Origin of the sequence: Gracilibacillus ureilyticus (assembly GCF_900111195.1) — a bacterium.
In the GTDB taxonomy this organism is placed as follows: Bacteria; Bacillota; Bacilli; order Bacillales; family Amphibacillaceae; genus Gracilibacillus; species Gracilibacillus ureilyticus.
In genome coordinates, this window is record NZ_FOGL01000011.1 from 1 (window position 1) to 16,238 (window position 16,238).

General features: G+C 36.9%; 16 protein-coding genes. 13 read left to right on the top strand and 3 right to left on the bottom strand.

The annotated features are described in order from the left end of the window. The first annotated feature begins 327 nt into the window (after positions 1-327). Entirely contained in the window at positions 328-1,155 is an 828-nt protein-coding gene (locus BMW36_RS11265; protein WP_089741141.1) for a S1C family serine protease, read from the top strand. Positions 1,156-1,190: 35 nt separating this feature from the next. Here BMW36_RS11265 and BMW36_RS11270 read toward each other — a convergent pair whose 3' ends face one another. Together BMW36_RS11270 and BMW36_RS11275 are read right to left on the bottom strand one after the other, a co-directional pair. Further along, positions 1,191-2,180, bottom strand: a complete 990-nt coding sequence (locus BMW36_RS11270) for a hypothetical protein (RefSeq protein WP_089741143.1) — start codon at positions 2,178-2,180, stop codon at positions 1,191-1,193. Positions 2,181-2,184: 4 nt separating this feature from the next. Then, a complete protein-coding gene (locus tag BMW36_RS11275) occupies positions 2,185-3,657 on the bottom strand; it encodes an OmpA family protein (protein WP_089741145.1) in 1,473 nt (490 codons plus the stop codon). 562 nt (positions 3,658-4,219) lie between these two features. Here BMW36_RS11275 and sigI point away from each other — a divergent pair. The 3 genes from sigI to BMW36_RS11290 all read left to right on the top strand — a co-directional run bounded on the left by sigI (position 4,220) and on the right by BMW36_RS11290 (position 7,791). Next, a complete protein-coding gene (gene sigI / locus BMW36_RS11280; protein WP_175480442.1) occupies positions 4,220-4,948 on the top strand; it encodes an RNA polymerase sigma-I factor in 729 nt (242 codons plus the stop codon). Continuing rightward, positions 4,945-6,186, top strand: a complete 1,242-nt coding sequence (locus BMW36_RS11285) for an anti-sigma-I factor RsgI family protein (protein ID WP_089741149.1) — start codon at positions 4,945-4,947, stop codon at positions 6,184-6,186. The genes sigI and BMW36_RS11285 overlap by 4 nt, the downstream gene beginning before the upstream one ends. A 63-nt stretch (positions 6,187-6,249) precedes the next feature. Then, positions 6,250-7,791 carry a bifunctional GNAT family N-acetyltransferase/carbon-nitrogen hydrolase family protein gene (locus tag BMW36_RS11290; protein WP_089741151.1) on the top strand — a complete coding sequence of 514 codons (1,542 nt, stop codon included), beginning with the start codon at positions 6,250-6,252 and terminating at the stop codon, positions 7,789-7,791. 54 nt (positions 7,792-7,845) lie between these two features. On the opposite strand, the gene BMW36_RS11295 is transcribed toward BMW36_RS11290, so the two are convergent. After that, positions 7,846-8,097: a YhdB family protein gene (locus BMW36_RS11295; protein WP_089741153.1), complete on the bottom strand. Its 252-nt coding sequence runs from the start codon at positions 8,095-8,097 to the stop codon at positions 7,846-7,848. 198 nt (positions 8,098-8,295) lie between these two features. On the opposite strand from BMW36_RS11295, the gene BMW36_RS11300 reads away from it, so the two are divergent. From BMW36_RS11300 to BMW36_RS11335, 9 genes are all read left to right on the top strand, one after another. Continuing rightward, positions 8,296-9,003, top strand: coding sequence for a YhcN/YlaJ family sporulation lipoprotein (locus tag BMW36_RS11300; RefSeq protein ID WP_089741157.1), 708 nt, complete (start codon positions 8,296-8,298; stop codon positions 9,001-9,003). A 130-nt stretch (positions 9,004-9,133) separates the two neighbouring features. Beyond that, positions 9,134-9,601, top strand: coding sequence for an S-ribosylhomocysteine lyase (locus BMW36_RS11305; RefSeq protein WP_089741159.1), 468 nt, complete (start codon positions 9,134-9,136; stop codon positions 9,599-9,601). Between the two features lie 146 nt (positions 9,602-9,747). Further along, entirely contained in the window at positions 9,748-11,121 is a 1,374-nt protein-coding gene (locus tag BMW36_RS11310) for a dipeptidase (protein WP_089741394.1), read from the top strand. A 76-nt stretch (positions 11,122-11,197) separates the two neighbouring features. Beyond that, the gene (locus BMW36_RS11315) at positions 11,198-11,569 is read left to right on the top strand and encodes a rhodanese-like domain-containing protein (RefSeq protein WP_089741161.1); all 372 of its coding nucleotides are present in this window, start codon (positions 11,198-11,200) and stop codon (positions 11,567-11,569) included. A gap of 119 nt (positions 11,570-11,688) precedes the next feature. After that, the gene (locus tag BMW36_RS11320; RefSeq protein WP_089741163.1) at positions 11,689-12,987 is read left to right on the top strand and encodes a globin-coupled sensor protein; all 1,299 of its coding nucleotides are present in this window, start codon (positions 11,689-11,691) and stop codon (positions 12,985-12,987) included. A gap of 90 nt (positions 12,988-13,077) precedes the next feature. Continuing rightward, complete coding sequence (locus tag BMW36_RS11325; protein ID WP_089741165.1) at positions 13,078-14,490, top strand: SpoVR family protein; 1,413 nt, start codon at positions 13,078-13,080, stop codon at positions 14,488-14,490. 93 nt (positions 14,491-14,583) lie between these two features. Next, positions 14,584-14,883, top strand: coding sequence for a hypothetical protein (locus BMW36_RS20190; protein WP_139180312.1), 300 nt, complete (start codon positions 14,584-14,586; stop codon positions 14,881-14,883). A gap of 4 nt (positions 14,884-14,887) precedes the next feature. Continuing rightward, on the top strand, positions 14,888-15,325 hold the full coding sequence (locus tag BMW36_RS11330; protein WP_217640958.1) for a GyrI-like domain-containing protein: 438 nt from the start codon (positions 14,888-14,890) through the stop codon (positions 15,323-15,325). Between the two features lie 83 nt (positions 15,326-15,408). Then, positions 15,409-15,870: a hypothetical protein gene (locus tag BMW36_RS11335; protein WP_089741168.1), complete on the top strand. Its 462-nt coding sequence runs from the start codon at positions 15,409-15,411 to the stop codon at positions 15,868-15,870. Positions 15,871-16,238 lie beyond the last annotated feature (368 nt).

Here is a 16,238-nt window from a genome sequence, read left to right on the forward strand (position 1 = left end):
TATAAAAAAATGACGGAGTCATAAAATGGGGCATCCCCCATCCTCCGCCATTTCACATATTTTATTTTTGGGTATCTTAAATAAGCATATGATCAGAGTCATCTGCGTAAAAGCAATCTATACAACATGTTAGTCACGCTTCCCCACCCACTGGTGAAGCAAAACGAAAAAGATGTGAATGAGGAAGCAATGACTTTCTCATTACTTAAAAACTTACTAATTAATAACATTTCGCGAAATGCGAAGAGGGCCTTCAAGGGGATCCGGATCCAACTGGAAATTCCTCTAAAATGAGCTCTTAAACATATTATACGAGCGAGGTGTGGCATGAAAAAAGAGCAAGGTGAAAAAGATCTTGATATTATCGATGAAGACTTATATGAAGACATCGATCCCGAAGAAATGTATGAACTCGTGCAACAAGAACGGCAAATACTTAAAGAAAAGCAACTTAAGGAAAAAAAAGCAAAAAACCGTTTCCCGAAATGGATTGGTTGGACAATTGCTATCGCTATGATGATCCAAATACTTGCCATTTTACCCCAGACTTTTTCGATCCCAGCAATAGAATTTCTCCAAACTTCTGCAAAATTAATGCAAGATGAGGATGTAGCAGAATTCCGGAAAGCAGTAGTTGTAATTGAAGGAAATAACAGTAAGGGGACAGGATTTACGATTTCAGCTGACGGCTATATACTTACAAACCACCATGTTATTGAGGATGAATACAAGCTAACTGTCGCTTTTCAAGAAGAAGGATTATACAGCGCGGAAGTGATCAAGGAATTTCCCGAAATTGACTTGGCATTATTAAAAGTAGAAGGCGAAGACCTCCCCTATTTATCACTAATGAATGAAAATACCTCTTCAGAGGAAGAAGACGTATTATTTATCGGCAACCCACTCCGTTTTAACGGGATCGCTAATCAGGGTGATTTAATAGGTGAAACGCAACTGGAGAGTTGGAACGTCCCAGTTTATATGTTAGATGCCCCAGTCTACAGGGGAAACAGCGGAAGCCCTGTTATCAATCAGGAAGGTGAAGTAATTGCAGTTATTTTTGCAACCCAGAGAAATGAGCAGCATGGAAAAGTGGGATTAGCTGTACCGATAGATTATTTTGAGAAAGAATATTTAGAAGAAGATATGAAATAGAAAAACAGAAGGGTTTGCCCCTTCTGTTTTTACATTTACTCTTTTTCCCAGGGTATTTCTTTCCGAATAATTTGACTTGAGGACATAGAAGGTATCTCTACCAAATTACCAATTAACTTTTCTCCATTACTACCGTAGTGTTCTTCTATCGGCTTCCATTGAGACATACTGCCAGGTCTGAATTCTATGATAAAGCTTTCACCTTCCGCATATTTATAAGGGATTTTGAGATGAAAGGATCCATCAGGTAATACTCTTGTGGAATCATCATTATAAATATACTCTCCGGTTATATAACTTCCCTCTAATAGGTTACTTCTGCCACTTAAGTAATAATATTCCCCATCTTCCCTAATATCATCAACTTCAATCCAAACTCTTTGGTCACCCATATCTGCAGGAATTTCATTCCAATCAGGCTCGCTCAGTGTTAGTGTTGAAAACTCATCATCATATTCTGCTATCACTTTTGCTTGCTGATACATCTCTCCGCCGTCCTGATATTGATAAATGTATGGGCCTTCTAAATTTTCACCATTTTCACCGTAATGTTCAAATATATTATCATCTTGTACTTCATGAAAACTAAAAGAAATAACAAATTGTGCCGTTCCAAATTGATGGTCCTCTAATTCCATATAAAAAGACCCATCATCCTGAACAAGTTCGGTTGTATTAGAAAAAGCTTCATCTTCCTCTTCATTTTCTAAAAGCAGTTCTCCAACAAGACGAGAACCTGGCAGCAGATTGCTCTTACCTTCAATAATAAACTTGCCATCCTGCCGTGTTATTTCCCCACCAAGAACTACATGATGATCACCTAAATCGGCATTGGTTTCTTCGTTTTTCTCAACCTTGCCGGATTCCTCCTCAGTTTCTTGTTCTGATTCAGTTGTTTTATCGTCTGAGTTTTCAGCTTCTTTTGTAGAGTTGTTACTTCCTTCGGCATTAGTACATGCTGCTAAAAGAAACATACTGATAATACTCACTATAAATAAAATTCTATTACGGGAAAAGCTTGTCATATAATCATCTCCTTAAATCAATACTAATTTCGACCCTTCTGTTTTTCGCTTGTCCTTCCTCTGTATCGTTTGAAGATATTGGCCGGGTTTCACCATAGCCTATGGTAGTAAATGATATTTCTGAACCTATTTTCTCTTGTAAATATTTTTTAACTTCATTTGCTCTATTTTCTGATAATTCCTGATTGTAATCATCATCACCAATATTATCTGTATGACCACTTATTTGTATTTCTACATCATCAAATTGAGATAGTGTTTCACTAATTTCGTTCAAGACCGATTTTGCATTATTTTTTAATTGGTACTTATCAAAGTCAAACAGCAAGTTATCTGGTAATTGCATGAGAACTTCAGAACCATCCATCGTTAGATCCACTTCATCTGGGACTACAACCTCGGTAGATTCTGAATCTATCGTTTTTTGAATAATCTGGTTACTGGAGTAAGGCGGGATGGTAACTAAATTTCCTGTCAGTTTCTGTCCTTTACTTCCATATGTTTCTTCGATTATGTTCCATTGACTCATTCGTGAAGGGTTAAACTCAATGATAAGCTGTTTATCTTCCCTGTACACATATGGAATTTTCAATTGAAACGACCCATCAGGACCAACTCTAGCTGAGTCACTTTCAAAATTATATTCCCCATCAACTATACTCCCCTCTAACAGATTTGAGCGGGCTAAAATATACAAAAATTCCTTATCGTTATTCTTTTCTTCAATTTCGATCCATACGTTAGGATCACCTAAATCCTCAGGAATTGGAAACCAGTCTGGTTCTTGAAAATGTCTAATAGCTAGTTCATTTCCAGTAACAAAAGTGGTTTCAGTATGAGCCATTTTAAATATGTTTTGAGGGGACCCTCCACCACGGTCACCCTGGTGTTTATAAATGTAAGGCCCTTCCAGATTCTGACCCCGATCGCCATAAAGCCGTTCTACGAGATCGGTTTGTTCTGTTAAATCGAATTCAAATGATAAGGAAACAGTGGTTTCTACATTATCCCTATCATGATGAGGAATTTCCAGATGGAATTCCCCCTGATTATCTACTTTTGCTGTAACGTCTGCTGCATATTCATCTTCATTAACGGATACTTTGCCATTTACTTTTGCTCCCTCGATTAAGTTTGACTGGCCTTCTATTATGATCTGATGATCGGTTTCAATCATCGTACCGCCAAGAAAAACCTTCTTATCACCAATTTCATAAGCCAATTTATCATTCACGGGTTGGGTAGTTTCCGTTTCAGCATTCACTGTTTCTTCAGCGTTAGCAGCCTTGTCTAAGATGCTCTGATCTGTTTTTTCTGTCCCTGTATTCTCTACGTTTTGACTAGTGGTGTTTTCTGATACAGATTCAGAGGTTTCTTGTTCCGAAGGTGCTGTATTTGGCTCATTATTACAGCTTGCTATTATAACAAGTGAAATAAGAATAATAGGAGAAAAAAGCATATTTCTTTTTTTGTACATTCATCAAACCCTCCTGCTTATGTATTCAAACAAATTCATTATCCCTAAAATGAAACATTAATGTCAAATTAATCCTTATATTACAAATTAACTACACTTTATTATTTTATTGTAAATATTAGTTCTTTTGACTCGAACGATTTTCAAGGTGAATAGTAAGTTATAGACATAACGGCATATAGTTAGCTAAGGATGAGTCTTTTATTTATCTGCATTTGATATTTTCTAGGATTAATTAACTATTTTAAAAAAATGCTAAATTTAAGTTTACAACAGTAAGATATAGGGTATATGAGGAAAATGATTATTTAAATTTTAATTTTATGTAAATTTGTAATTAAGGAAATTTAATCACATTAGTTAATTGGAACTATAATCTGATAATAAATCTTAATTATTTGTAATCAAACTATGGTAGATAAACAGATTTGTTTCCTTTATTCTGTTTAAGGTGTAAAAGAAAACTGGTGAAAAAGAATGAATTTTAAATTTGTTGAAATGATACTGACAGAAATATTAAATAAACTACGAATAATATTAAGGACTGGTGGTGCAGAAGGTGATGGAAAGCCAGTTAATGGATAGAAACTATACATTAGAAGAGCAAATTGAAATAATACAGCGGGGTGATGAACAACTACAAAATGAAATAATCCTGGCATACCAGCCGTTCATCGCAAAATGTGTATCAGAGGTTTGTAAGAGATACATAGAAAAGGAAAGTGACGAATTCAGTGTTGGCTTAATAGCATTCCATGAAGCAATCCAATTATTTTCAAAAGAAAAGGGAGCTTCTTTCTTGTCATTCGCTCAAATCATTATTAAACGAAGAGTTATTGACTATATACGTAAAGAGCAGCGGCAAAACGTGTTTCAATCATTGGATCATAACGAGAATGATGAACTTGCAGAAAATCCTGTAGAGGTGTCAGAAGCTAAAAAAATCTATCAGTTAAAAGAAGAAGCATGGCATCGCAAACAGGAAATTATCGATCTCGCCCAAAAGTTACAGGAATATAAAATCTCTTTCGAAGAATTAACAGATATTTCTCCAAAACACCGTGATGCGAGAGAATCAGCAGTGTTTGCAGCCAAACAATTGGAGAATGACCCTGATCTGAGGGAGTATGTCATACAAAAGAAAAGAGTCCCGATAAAAAATTTACTGAAGCTTGTGCCGGTAAGTAAGAAAACACTGGAAAGAAACAGAAAATATATTTTAACTATTTTTATTATCCTTACAGGTGATTACACGTACTTAAGAGAATACCTCGAGGGGGCAGATTTGTGAAAAAAGGAATAGTTGTGGAACATAAACGGCGATACATGATCGTAGTGGATCGTCAGGGAATCTTCCATAAGGCTAAATCAATAAAAGAAAGTGAAATTGGGGCAGAGGTAGTCTTTGAAAAAAAAGAAAGTAAGTGGTCATCTTTTTTGGTTCTTAGTAAAAAAAAGAATGTTAGGATAGCCACAATGGGTCTGCTCTGTTTATTAATAGTTATTCCTTCATTTTTTTGGCCGAGTAATAATAAGGCATATGCCATTGTCAGTTTAGACATAAATCCAAGTGTAAATATAGAAATTGACCAGGAACACCGAATTATTGATATCCATCCAATGAATGATGATGCGGAAACATTAGTGAAGAACCTGGAATTTGAGAATAAGACATTGACAGATATAACAGATGAAATTATTGCACAGTCCAGGCAACAATACGAGCTGGAGAATGACTTCCCAATACTTATGGCAGTAAGCTTCTTAGAGGAAGGTAATGACAGCACCTTGTTAGTTCATGAGCTGGAGAACTATTTTACAGATAAACAATATCATATTGCAGTTTATGAAGTTTCCAAAACATTAAGAGCCAGAGCTGAAAAAGAAAATATCTCTTTAAATCAAATGACTGCACAGGAGTTAGAAGATGAAGGCACCATTGTCATTTCTTCTGAGAAAAATTCCGGTGATTCTGAGAACACACAACTGACATTACCTGATTTAGATGAAGATGAAAGAGAACTAATATATAATTTTTATTATGAACCTTCAGCAGATCAGGAAGATACTTCGGATGTGGATGAATCAACGAACGTTGAACCTGCCTCGGAAGCTTATGAATCAATGGGCAAGGACCCTGTTGCAGAACTGGCTGATTCAACAGACAACGATCAGTCGATGGAGACAAATGACAGTGTGAGAGAGGAACAAGCTTCAGACACGGTTAACGCCGCAGGCCTGGAACTAACTGATAAATCTGACAAACATTTGCATCCTGGGAATAATGACGCAAGCGAATCACAGACTCATAGTAGACCACCGCTGCCGGATCAGGCAAATGATACTGCAAAAGAAAACAGAATGCGAAATAATGGAAAATCAAGTGATGTTATGAACAAAGATTCAGCAGAACAAAAGAATAAAGGTAAAAAAGACCGGAAGAATAGTAATAACCATGCAAAACAAAGAGGAAATGGGCCAGATAAATCTCTTGATCATCCCTCGCATAACAGGTTCAAAAAGGATTAATGGTTAGCCATTAAACATGTTGTTATTATATAATCATAGGTAATAACAGAAAGGATGAACAACATGTCGAAGATTGAACTGTCAAATTTTGAAAAGAAAATTATTGTTCGTAATATCACTCATGATGATTTCGACCAAATATTTGCATTGCAAAAGGTATGTTTTCCTAATATGGAGCCATGGAAAAGAGCGCATCTAGAAAGTCATTTAAAATTGTTTCCTGAAGGTCAATTTTGTGTGGAATACGATGGTGAGATTATTGGAAGTTGTTCTTCCTTAGTTATTAATTTTGATGAATATGATGATAAGCATACATGGGATGATATAACAGATGAAGGGTATATTACTAATCATAATCCAGAAGGGTATAACCTTTATGGTATTGAAGTAATGGTACACCCGGAATATCAGGGAATGAAAATTGGTAAGCGTCTTTATGAAGCGAGAAAAGACCTTGCTCGTAAAATGAATTTAAAAAGTATTATTATTGGTGGAAGAATTCCGAATTACCACAAATATGAGAAAGAATTATCTCCACGAGAATATGTGGAAGAAGTCACAAACAAGAATATTTATGATCCTGTCCTGACATTTCAGATAATGAATGGCTTTTCTGTCATGAGAATCAATCCCGGGTATCTGCCTGATGATAAAGCATCGGCTAAATTTGCTACATTAATGGAATGGAATAATATCGATTACCGGCCAACAACGAAACGGCATTTTAAGACATCCTTTCCTGTGCGGATCACTGTCATTCAGTATATGATGAAACAAATTGAATCATTTGAGGAATTTGCAAAACAGGTGGAGTATTATGTTGATGTTGCATATGATTTTGGATCAGATTTTGCTGTTTTCCCTGAGATATTTACAACTCAATTAATGTCATTCCTTGATGAAAAAGTTCCATCAACAGCAATACGCAAATTGGCAGAGTATACGGAAGATTATATCGAGTTATTTACCGATCTTGCAGTAAAATACAATGTCAATATTATCGGTGGATCACATTTTGTGGAAGAAGACGACAATGTTTATAATATTGCGTATTTATTCCGGAGAGATGGAACGATCGAGAAACAATACAAAATCCATGTAACACCAAATGAACGGAAATGGTGGGGAATTCAGCCTGGAAATAAAGTGAATGTCTTTGATACGGATTGCGGAAAGATCGCTATTCAGATTTGTTACGACATACAATTTCCGGAACTTGCCCGTTATGCAGTTGACCAGGGGGCAAACATAATATTTGTTCCATTTTGTACAGATGACCGACAAGGTTACCTGAGGGTCAGATATTGTGCCCAGGCACGTGCAGTTGAGAACCAGGTATATACCGTCATTGCTGGCACAGTAGGGAACCTGACACAAGTTGAAAATATGGATATTCAGTATGCCCAATCAGGTATCTTCACTCCATCTGACTTCGAATTTGCCCGTGACGGGATTATCGGGGAATGTAACCCAAACATTGAAACAGTTGTTGTTGGGGATGTGGATTTAGAGATATTAAGACGTCAGCGAAAATCCGGAACGGTTAGACAGTTAAGGGATCGCAGAAAAGATTTATTTGAAATTAAATATAACAACATTAAATAATGTGAAAAAGCAAGTGGAGCAGGTATCACTTGCTTTTTCTTATGGAATGGATTGTCAATGGATGGAAGGTGCATTGGTCTCGTACATGGAAAATTCATTAATTAGCGCATGATCGATATAATGAAGTAATGCTTCATGCGTATTATGGAGCCATTCCTGTGAAATGGGATAATGGTATGCATGGAGGAAATGTTCGATTTTCTTAGCTAAAAGGTCGTCATTTGTCCTCACCATTAAGACCAGTAAATCATCCCAATGGCCCCATAAAGTAAAGTATAAGGCTTTATCGTAATCAACACTTCTCACCTTTATTTCCCCCTTTTTGTTGGAATAAGTAGTGGAGGGGATTTCTTTACTTTACAATCCTATTTTAAACGAAAATGAAGTTATTACACTAATTGTTTTGTGGTGAATTTGCCAAAAATTTATCCAGGCCAGAAAAGGATAAACTATATGGATTTCCTTATACTAAGTCTGCATCATTAAATTAAGGAGGGAATCCGATTGAATTTAAAACATTCTGCGATTGCACTTTCTTTAGCCACTGCATTGTCGCTGGCCGCATGTGGAAATGAGTATGGCCAGGAAGATCAGAGAAACGGGACAAATAATGTTCGCCCAATTGGATATAATCAGACATCTAACGACCCGATGAATGACAGAACCTACAACCGTAACAATGAAATTGACCGGGATACACGATTAGATGGAAACAATCAATATAGATACGAACGCGGCATGGACAATAATAATACCGCACGTAACATGACAGATAATCAGCGATTTAATAACAATGCACAAAACATGACAGATAATCAGCGAAACAATAACAATGCACAAAACGGGCAAGGGGATTATGAGTATGAGATGGCAGACCGTGCCAGGGAGCAAATAAAAAAGGATATTCCTCAACTTAACAATGTGTATGTTATTACAACAGAAGATAATGCCTATGTTGCTGCATCATGGGATAAAGATGATGATACCACATCAAATGAAGAGGAATTAAGTGATAATGTTAGACAGAAAATCGTTCAATCCGTAAAATCGGTTAATAATGAAATTGATGATGTATATGTCTCCACAAATCCCGACTTTTTTAATTTAATCAACCGCTATTCCGAAGATATGGAGGCAGGCGAACCAGTTGAAGGTTTCTTTGACCAGATGGGTAACATGATCGAAAGAGTATTTCCTAACAATGAATCATAAGGAACATATCCTCGCTAACAAAATGGCGGGGTTTTTTCTACATAGGGAAGATATGTTATAATATGTATGGTTTAACGAAATAATGTAACAACATATATAGAAAAATATAGAAAACAGAGGAGTGAATTCCATGGTGAAAAAAATGAATGTGGAAAGTTTTAATTTAGATCATACGAAAGTGAAAGCACCATATATTCGACTTGTAGGTGTTACAACAGGTCAAAACGGTGATAAAGTATATAAATACGATATTCGGTTCTGTCAGCCAAACAAAGCGCATATGGAAATGGCAGGCCTCCATTCAATTGAACACTTAATGGCAGAAAATATCCGCAATCATATTGATAATGTACTGGATATTAGTCCAATGGGCTGTCAGACAGGATTTTATTTAGCAATCCTGAATAATGACAGCTTTGATGATGTAAGGGAGGCTCTGGAAAAAACACTTAATGACGTATTACTAGCTGAAGAAGTGCCAGCATGTAATGAAGTACAATGTGGCTGGGCAGCTAACCACAGTTTAGAAGGGGCAAAGGAAATTGCTAAGGAAATGTTAGCAGGAAAAGATGAGTGGCATATTGTATTTGCTGATTAATAAAGATTCTATAGTGTAAACGGCATCCATTGTGTTTACGCTATAGTTTTTTTCATATACAGATGCATGCAAACAAAATTGGTGAATATATTGGAGAATCCATGTTAAACTATAAAATGGTTAGAAAAGGAAAGGATCGTGAGCGGATTATGGAACAAGTTTTCCAATATTTATCTGAAAACAACCAGGAACATCTTGAACAATTAAAGCAGTTTTTAAGGATTCCCAGTGTCAGTACGGATTCTACATATAAAGAAGATGTAAAAAAAGCGGCGGGGTTCGTTGCAGAGTATTTGAAAAATGCTGGTTTTAGACATGTGGAAGTGGAAGAAACAAATGGACATCCGCTCGTATTTGCAGAATGGCTGGAAGCTGGAGCGGAAGCACCTACAGTTCTTTTCTACGGGCATTACGATGTCCAGCCGGCAGAACCTCTGGGAGAATGGAAAAGTGAACCATTTGATCCAGATATCCGGGATGGAAGAATATATGCTCGCGGTGCTAGTGATGATAAAGGCCAGGTTTTTATGCATCTAGCAGTGTTTAAAGCATTTTTACAAACCACAGGGAAACTTCCTGTCAATGTAAAGGTATGTATTGAAGGTGAAGAAGAAATCGGAAGTGCAAATCTTTATGACCTTTTGCAGAAAGAGAAAGAAAAATATGAAGCAGATTTCGCAGTGATTTCTGATTCAGGGATGGTAGCAAATGATCAGCCGACAATACTGTATGGTTTGAAAGGGTTTACCGGACTGGAATTTACCGTTAAAGGGCCTGATAATGACCTCCATTCCGGTATGTACGGTGGTGCAATCCGTAATCCTGCTATGGCAATGGCGCATATACTAACTTCGATGAAAAATGAAGATGAAGTTGTATTAGTAGAAGGGTTTTATGATGGTGTGGAAGAGTTAACAGAAGATGAGCGGGATCTTATGCAGAAAGCGCCTGGTGAGGATTTTACCGTATCTACCGGTGCAAAGGAGACTGTTTCAGAAAAAGGTTATACAGCAAAAGAACATACAATGGCAAGACCTACTCTTGAAATTAACGGATTGTACAGCGGCTATCAGGGGGAGGGAACTAAAACCATTATCCCTGCAACTGCTACTGCAAAATTGACATGCCGGTTAGTGCCTGGGCAGGATCCTGCCAAAGTACAGGATTTGCTGGCAGAACATATTGAAAGAAAACTGCCGAAAGGTGTGACAGTATCGATTAAGAGAGAGCCCCTTTCTGCGAAGGCATATCGTGTGGATCCAAATCATCCATTAATCCGGAAAGCTGCAGAGAGTTTCAGCGAAACATTTGGTAAAGAAGCCGTGTATGTGAGAATGGGCGGATCTATCCCTGTAGTGGAGTGGTTAGACTCTATTTATCATATCCCTGTCGTGTTATTAGGTTTTGGCACACCGGAAGATCGTCTGCATTCCCCAAATGAAAGTTTCCCGCTTGACCATTTTGAGAAGGGGATGCAAACTATTGCGAATTACTGGAATAAAGTAAAGAAAATAGACTGATCCTGTTCTTGACTATATACCATTAAGGGTATATGATGTTATGGAACCATCCATCTTTTATAATGGAGGAGAATTCATGTTATTGTTTATTATTATTGGTTTAACATTACTGGCATTAATTATTCAAATCTTTTATGTAAGATATATGCCGATTAAAGGGATACCTTGTCTTGATTCGATAAAAAATAGTGACCGTGAAAAAGTCACATTGGACATACGTGATTATCAGCAATCCTTTCAAGATCAGATTGATCATGCCATTATTCTCCCTGTTCCATATTTACGGAGATATTATCAGGAGATTCCGGCTAAGAAAGTCCATATTGTAGCATCAGATCATCTGGAAAAAAATATCGCTATTCGATTTCTAAAGAGTAAAGGGTTTGAAGTAATCGGATATACACTAACTGATTGCAAGTGCAAGAAAAAAATAGAGCATTTTGCTTAGTAATTTGAGTAGACTTTACAAAAAGTAATTTTTGTAAAGTCTTTTTTTCTATAATTTTTATGGTATATTAGTAAAAAGGAACTAATTTTATATTTTTTACCATTACAGGAGGGTAATTAGTGAGAAAGCTTTTTAAAAAAGAAAAAAAAGAGATGAGAACATTAGCCAGTATTGATGATACAAAGGAAGTCTTTATAAATGTAGACAAAGGCAGTTCATTTGAAAAACAAATTTTTATGGTTAATTTAACGAAAGAGGATCTTGTATATTTAAAAAAAATTAAGCCATATGTCACAGAAAATATTGATGAGATTGTCAGCCGGTTTTATAAAAATCTGGAGCATGAAAGCAGTTTAATGAATATTATAGAACAAAACAGCTCTGTTGAAAGATTGAAGCAAACATTAACAAGACATATTCAGGAGATGTTTGATGGCCAAATTGATCAGGACTTTTATCATAAAAGGTTTAAGATTGCCCATATTCATTTTAAGATTGGTTTAGAACCGAAATGGTATATGTGTGCATTCCAGGACCTGCTCAATTCTTTAATGGGAATTTTAAATAAAACAATTGACGAAAAGGCAGAGTTTTTTGAGGCTGTCTCAGCTACATCCAAAATTTTGAACTTGGAACAACAGTTAGTGTTAGACGCTTATCATCAGGAAGTTCACCGTGTTCATCAGGAACAGGAGGAGATAAAAAATGAGTTACATGATAAAATCACTTCCACATCCGGAGAACTCGCTTCCATCATTCAACAGTCAGCAACTGCTACTCAATCATTAGTAAAACAATTGGATACTATCCTCGGTTATGCACAAAAGGGGACAAAAACATCTGAAGCGGTAGAAAATTCTTCATTAGAAAGAAAAGATGATCTTCAGCAGCAGGAAGCACAAATGATACAAATGGATCAGAAGATGAAAGGAATTAAGGAAGAGAGTCAAAGCCTTGCTGAAATATCGAACCAGATTGAATCAATTGTCAGCATGGTTACAGATATTGCCGAACAAACGAATTTGCTTGCATTAAATGCTGCTATTGAAGCAGCGAGAGCAGGAGAAGATGGCAAAGGTTTTGCAGTAGTTGCCGATGAAGTTCGGAAACTTGCGGAACAAACAAAAAATTCTGTTAGTAATGTAACAGGTCTTATTGAAAAAACTAATTCCCAAGTAGAAAAGGTAACGACATATGTGGATGATGTACAACAGTCTGTTACAAGCAGTACAGATCATATGAAACAAATACATCAATTTTTTGAAGAACTTGTACAGCAAATGAACGATTCCAAAGGACACAGCACGAAGGTGGAAACCGAGATTAGTAATTTCTTTAATAATCTTGATCAGGTGAACCAGTCGATTCAGCAAATCTCCACATCAATTGATGACTTAGTTGGAATGACAACTCGATAAAAATGTTTAGGGCATCTGTATAATCGGATGTCCTTTTTTCGTTAATGTTTCATATACTATACCAATCCGTATGGTGGAGGTGTAGAAGCATTGCGAAGTGCAGACAGAGAGAAACTTGAATATGCAATTAAGGAAATTACCGAAGTTGCAGAGGGATTTGGACTCGATTTTTATCCAATGAGGTATGAGATTTGCCCACCAGAGATCATTTATACATTCGGTGCATACGGAATGCCTACAAGGTTTTCCCATTGGAGTTTTGGTAAACAGTTTCACCGGATGAAGTTACAATATGATTTAGGTCTAAGTAAAATCTATGAATTGGTAATAAACTCCAACCCCTGTTATGCTTTTTTGCTTAATTCCAATTCACTTATCCAAAATAAACTGATTGTGGCACATGTGCTAGCGCATTGTGATTTTTTCAAAAACAATGTCCGGTTTCAAAACACGAAAAGTGACATGGTGGAAAGTATGGCAGCAACTGCGGAACGTGTAGCAAGTTATGAAAAAAAGTACGGGATAAAGGAAGTAGAGCAATTCCTTGATGCAGTTCTTGCAATACAGGAGCATATCGATCCTTCATTATTAAAACCAAAACTAAACTGGAATGTGGAAGAAGAGGAAGAAGAAAATAAGTCACAGAAGAAAAATGAATTCGATGATTTATGGGATCTTGATGAAAGAAATATGGAAAAAGCTAAAAAGGTGAAGCGGAAAAAGTCTTTTCCACCACGACCAGAAAAGGATGTTTTACTATTTATTGAGGAACATAGTAAAGAATTAGAAGACTGGCAGCGAGACATATTAACAATGATGCGGGAAGAAATGTTATACTTCTGGCCACAGCTTGAAACGAAAATCATGAATGAAGGCTGGGCAACATACTGGCATCAGCGAATTATTCGTGAATTAGATCTCACAAGTGATGAAATGATAGAATTTGCATCACTTAATGCGGGAGTTGTACAGCCGGCAAAAACACATATTAATCCATATTATTTAGGTGTAAAAATGTATGAAGATATCGAAGAACGGTATAATCATCCGTCAGAAGAAATGAAACGGTTTGGTGCAATAGAAGGGAAAGGCAGGGAAAAGATTTTCGAAGTAAGAGAACTGGAATCTGATATTTCTTTCATGCGGAATTATTTAACAAAAGATTTAGTTGAACGGGAAGATTTATACATTTTTCAAAAGAAAGGCCATCAATATAAAATAGTAGATAAAAATTGGGAAGAAGTTCGCGACCAGCTTATCTCCAGCCGTCTAAATGGCGGTTTCCCATATCTAACGGTAGATAATGGTGATTACTTACGCAATGGGGAATTATATATTCGCCATCACTTTGAGGGAGAAGAATTAGACTTAAAATATTTAGAAAAAACATTACCCTATATATATCAGCTATGGGGACGTGAGGTGCACTTGGAAACAGTCCTTGAAAATAAACCCTGCCTGTTCTCGTCAAATGGAACAAAAGTGGTAAAAAAATATTTATAAATAATGCAGGAGAATATGGAGATGGATCGAAATAAGTAACGAGGGAATTTGCTCGTTACTTATTTTCGTGTGCTGGAAAAGGAGAATAATGTTTTGTTACTATTCTTGTATGTTTTGTCAGGTTTGTTTTTCGTTTCATTTTTAATAATGGGGTGGATGAGCGGAAGTATATTCATTTTGGTAAGGGATATTATCTTTGGATTGACAGGTGGAGGAATACTAATTGCATTGGCATATATTATTTCAGGACAGGACTGGATTATGTCACAAATGTATAAACTGGAGGAAAGTAATGTGAAAAAAGGTTATATTACATGCCCGGAATGTGAGAAGAAGTATGAAGCTGAAAGAAACAGTTGTCCGTATTGTGCCTATCGGCCTAAAGGAAGGTGAGGAAATGGAAAGGGTAACATTAAATGAATTTACGGTTGCCGGGATTGTTGTTAAGAGTGACTGGAAAGGACTTCATCAGGAAATGCCGAAACAATGGAACATTTTCCGGGAAATGCTGCCTGAGATAATAAATCGAAAGTCAGATAAAATGATCGACATAAGTTTAGACTACAAGGACGGAATATACACCGAATGCATCTGTGTGGAAATATCGGATCCAGCAGATACTCCGTCATTCGCAGAAGTGTTTCGGATACCTTGCGGGCAATATTTACATCATACCCACAATGGTCCTGTAACAAGTATCGCGGATTCTTTTGGTGAAATAATAACATATGCAAAAACAAATCAGATTCCAATCGGTCATATGAAAATAGATAGTGGTTACACACTAGTTGGCAATGAAGAAATTCATGAATTATATATAAGAATTGATGAATGATTATACGTCTGCCCATTTTTAATATGGACAAATTACCCAAATAGCCGCCCATCATATAGTGGTATTGATAGGAGGTTAGAAAATTGGAACACATTTATCCATCAAACACTGAGTATTATGATTACTATGGCAACATGTATGATGAACGCCAATTTCAGTTTCTGCCATTTTTCCCGGGAGGCGGATTCCAGGGGGGAGGCTTTCCACCATCACAGGCACCTGGTCAGGGGCAGCATGGATTCCCTCCATTCGGACCACCAGCACAAGGCCAACAAGGCGGGCCGCCTGTAGGACCGCCGCCACAGCAAATTCCACAACAACAGCAATTGCAGGGACAGGGTCCACAAGTGATGGCGGTAGACCCAGGTTCTATTAGAGGATGTTTGTACAGGTATACGTATGTATGGCTAAGTCGTTTTCAGTCTTTTTGGTTCTATCCGACATTCGTTGGCAGAAGGTCAGTTGCCGGATATCGCTGGACAGGATTTAACTGGGTATACTTCGGTATTGATTTAAATCGTATTCAATCATTTACATGTGTATAAAAAGTAGCTGGGGCGAAGTGCGATATTCTACCGAGAACACGAATCTCATTTGGATGAATTGTCAGTGACATTTTTGGAGCTCCCGCTAATCATTATCCTATTACAGCGGGATCGACGCCGGAAAAGGTGGATGGTAGAAGTTTAACGTTATAGTACCATTTTATGAAAATTCTCATGGACACAATTGTTCATGAGAATTTTTTTAGAAGGTATTCGGAAATTTTTTCACGTCACATGGGGCATAAGTGACCACGGGAAATATTTTGATTATCTGTAGATACTGAATGCCATGGCTCTGAATTTTCCTAACGTGAAGTCGTTCAGCCCTGTTCCGAAAGCCATCGCTCTGAAAATTTCTGAAGCGAAGT

Bases quoted from the DNA above. Each gene is read 5' to 3' on its own strand.
- BMW36_RS11305 (WP_089741159.1), top strand. From the start codon at position 9,134: ATGGTGAAAAAAATGAATGTGGAAAGTTTTAATTTAGATCATACGAAA.
- BMW36_RS11290 (WP_089741151.1), top strand. From the start codon at position 6,250: ATGTCGAAGATTGAACTGTCAAATTTTGAAAAGAAAATTATTGTTCGT.
- BMW36_RS11315 (WP_089741161.1), top strand. From the start codon at position 11,198: ATGTTATTGTTTATTATTATTGGTTTAACATTACTGGCATTAATTATT.
- BMW36_RS11270 (WP_089741143.1), bottom strand. From the start codon at position 2,180: ATGACAAGCTTTTCCCGTAATAGAATTTTATTTATAGTGAGTATTATC.
- BMW36_RS11275 (WP_089741145.1), bottom strand. From the start codon at position 3,657: ATGTACAAAAAAAGAAATATGCTTTTTTCTCCTATTATTCTTATTTCA.
- BMW36_RS11265 (WP_089741141.1), top strand. From the start codon at position 328: ATGAAAAAAGAGCAAGGTGAAAAAGATCTTGATATTATCGATGAAGAC.
- BMW36_RS11330 (WP_217640958.1), top strand. From the start codon at position 14,888: ATGGAAAGGGTAACATTAAATGAATTTACGGTTGCCGGGATTGTTGTT.
- sigI (WP_175480442.1), top strand. From the start codon at position 4,220: ATGGAAAGCCAGTTAATGGATAGAAACTATACATTAGAAGAGCAAATT.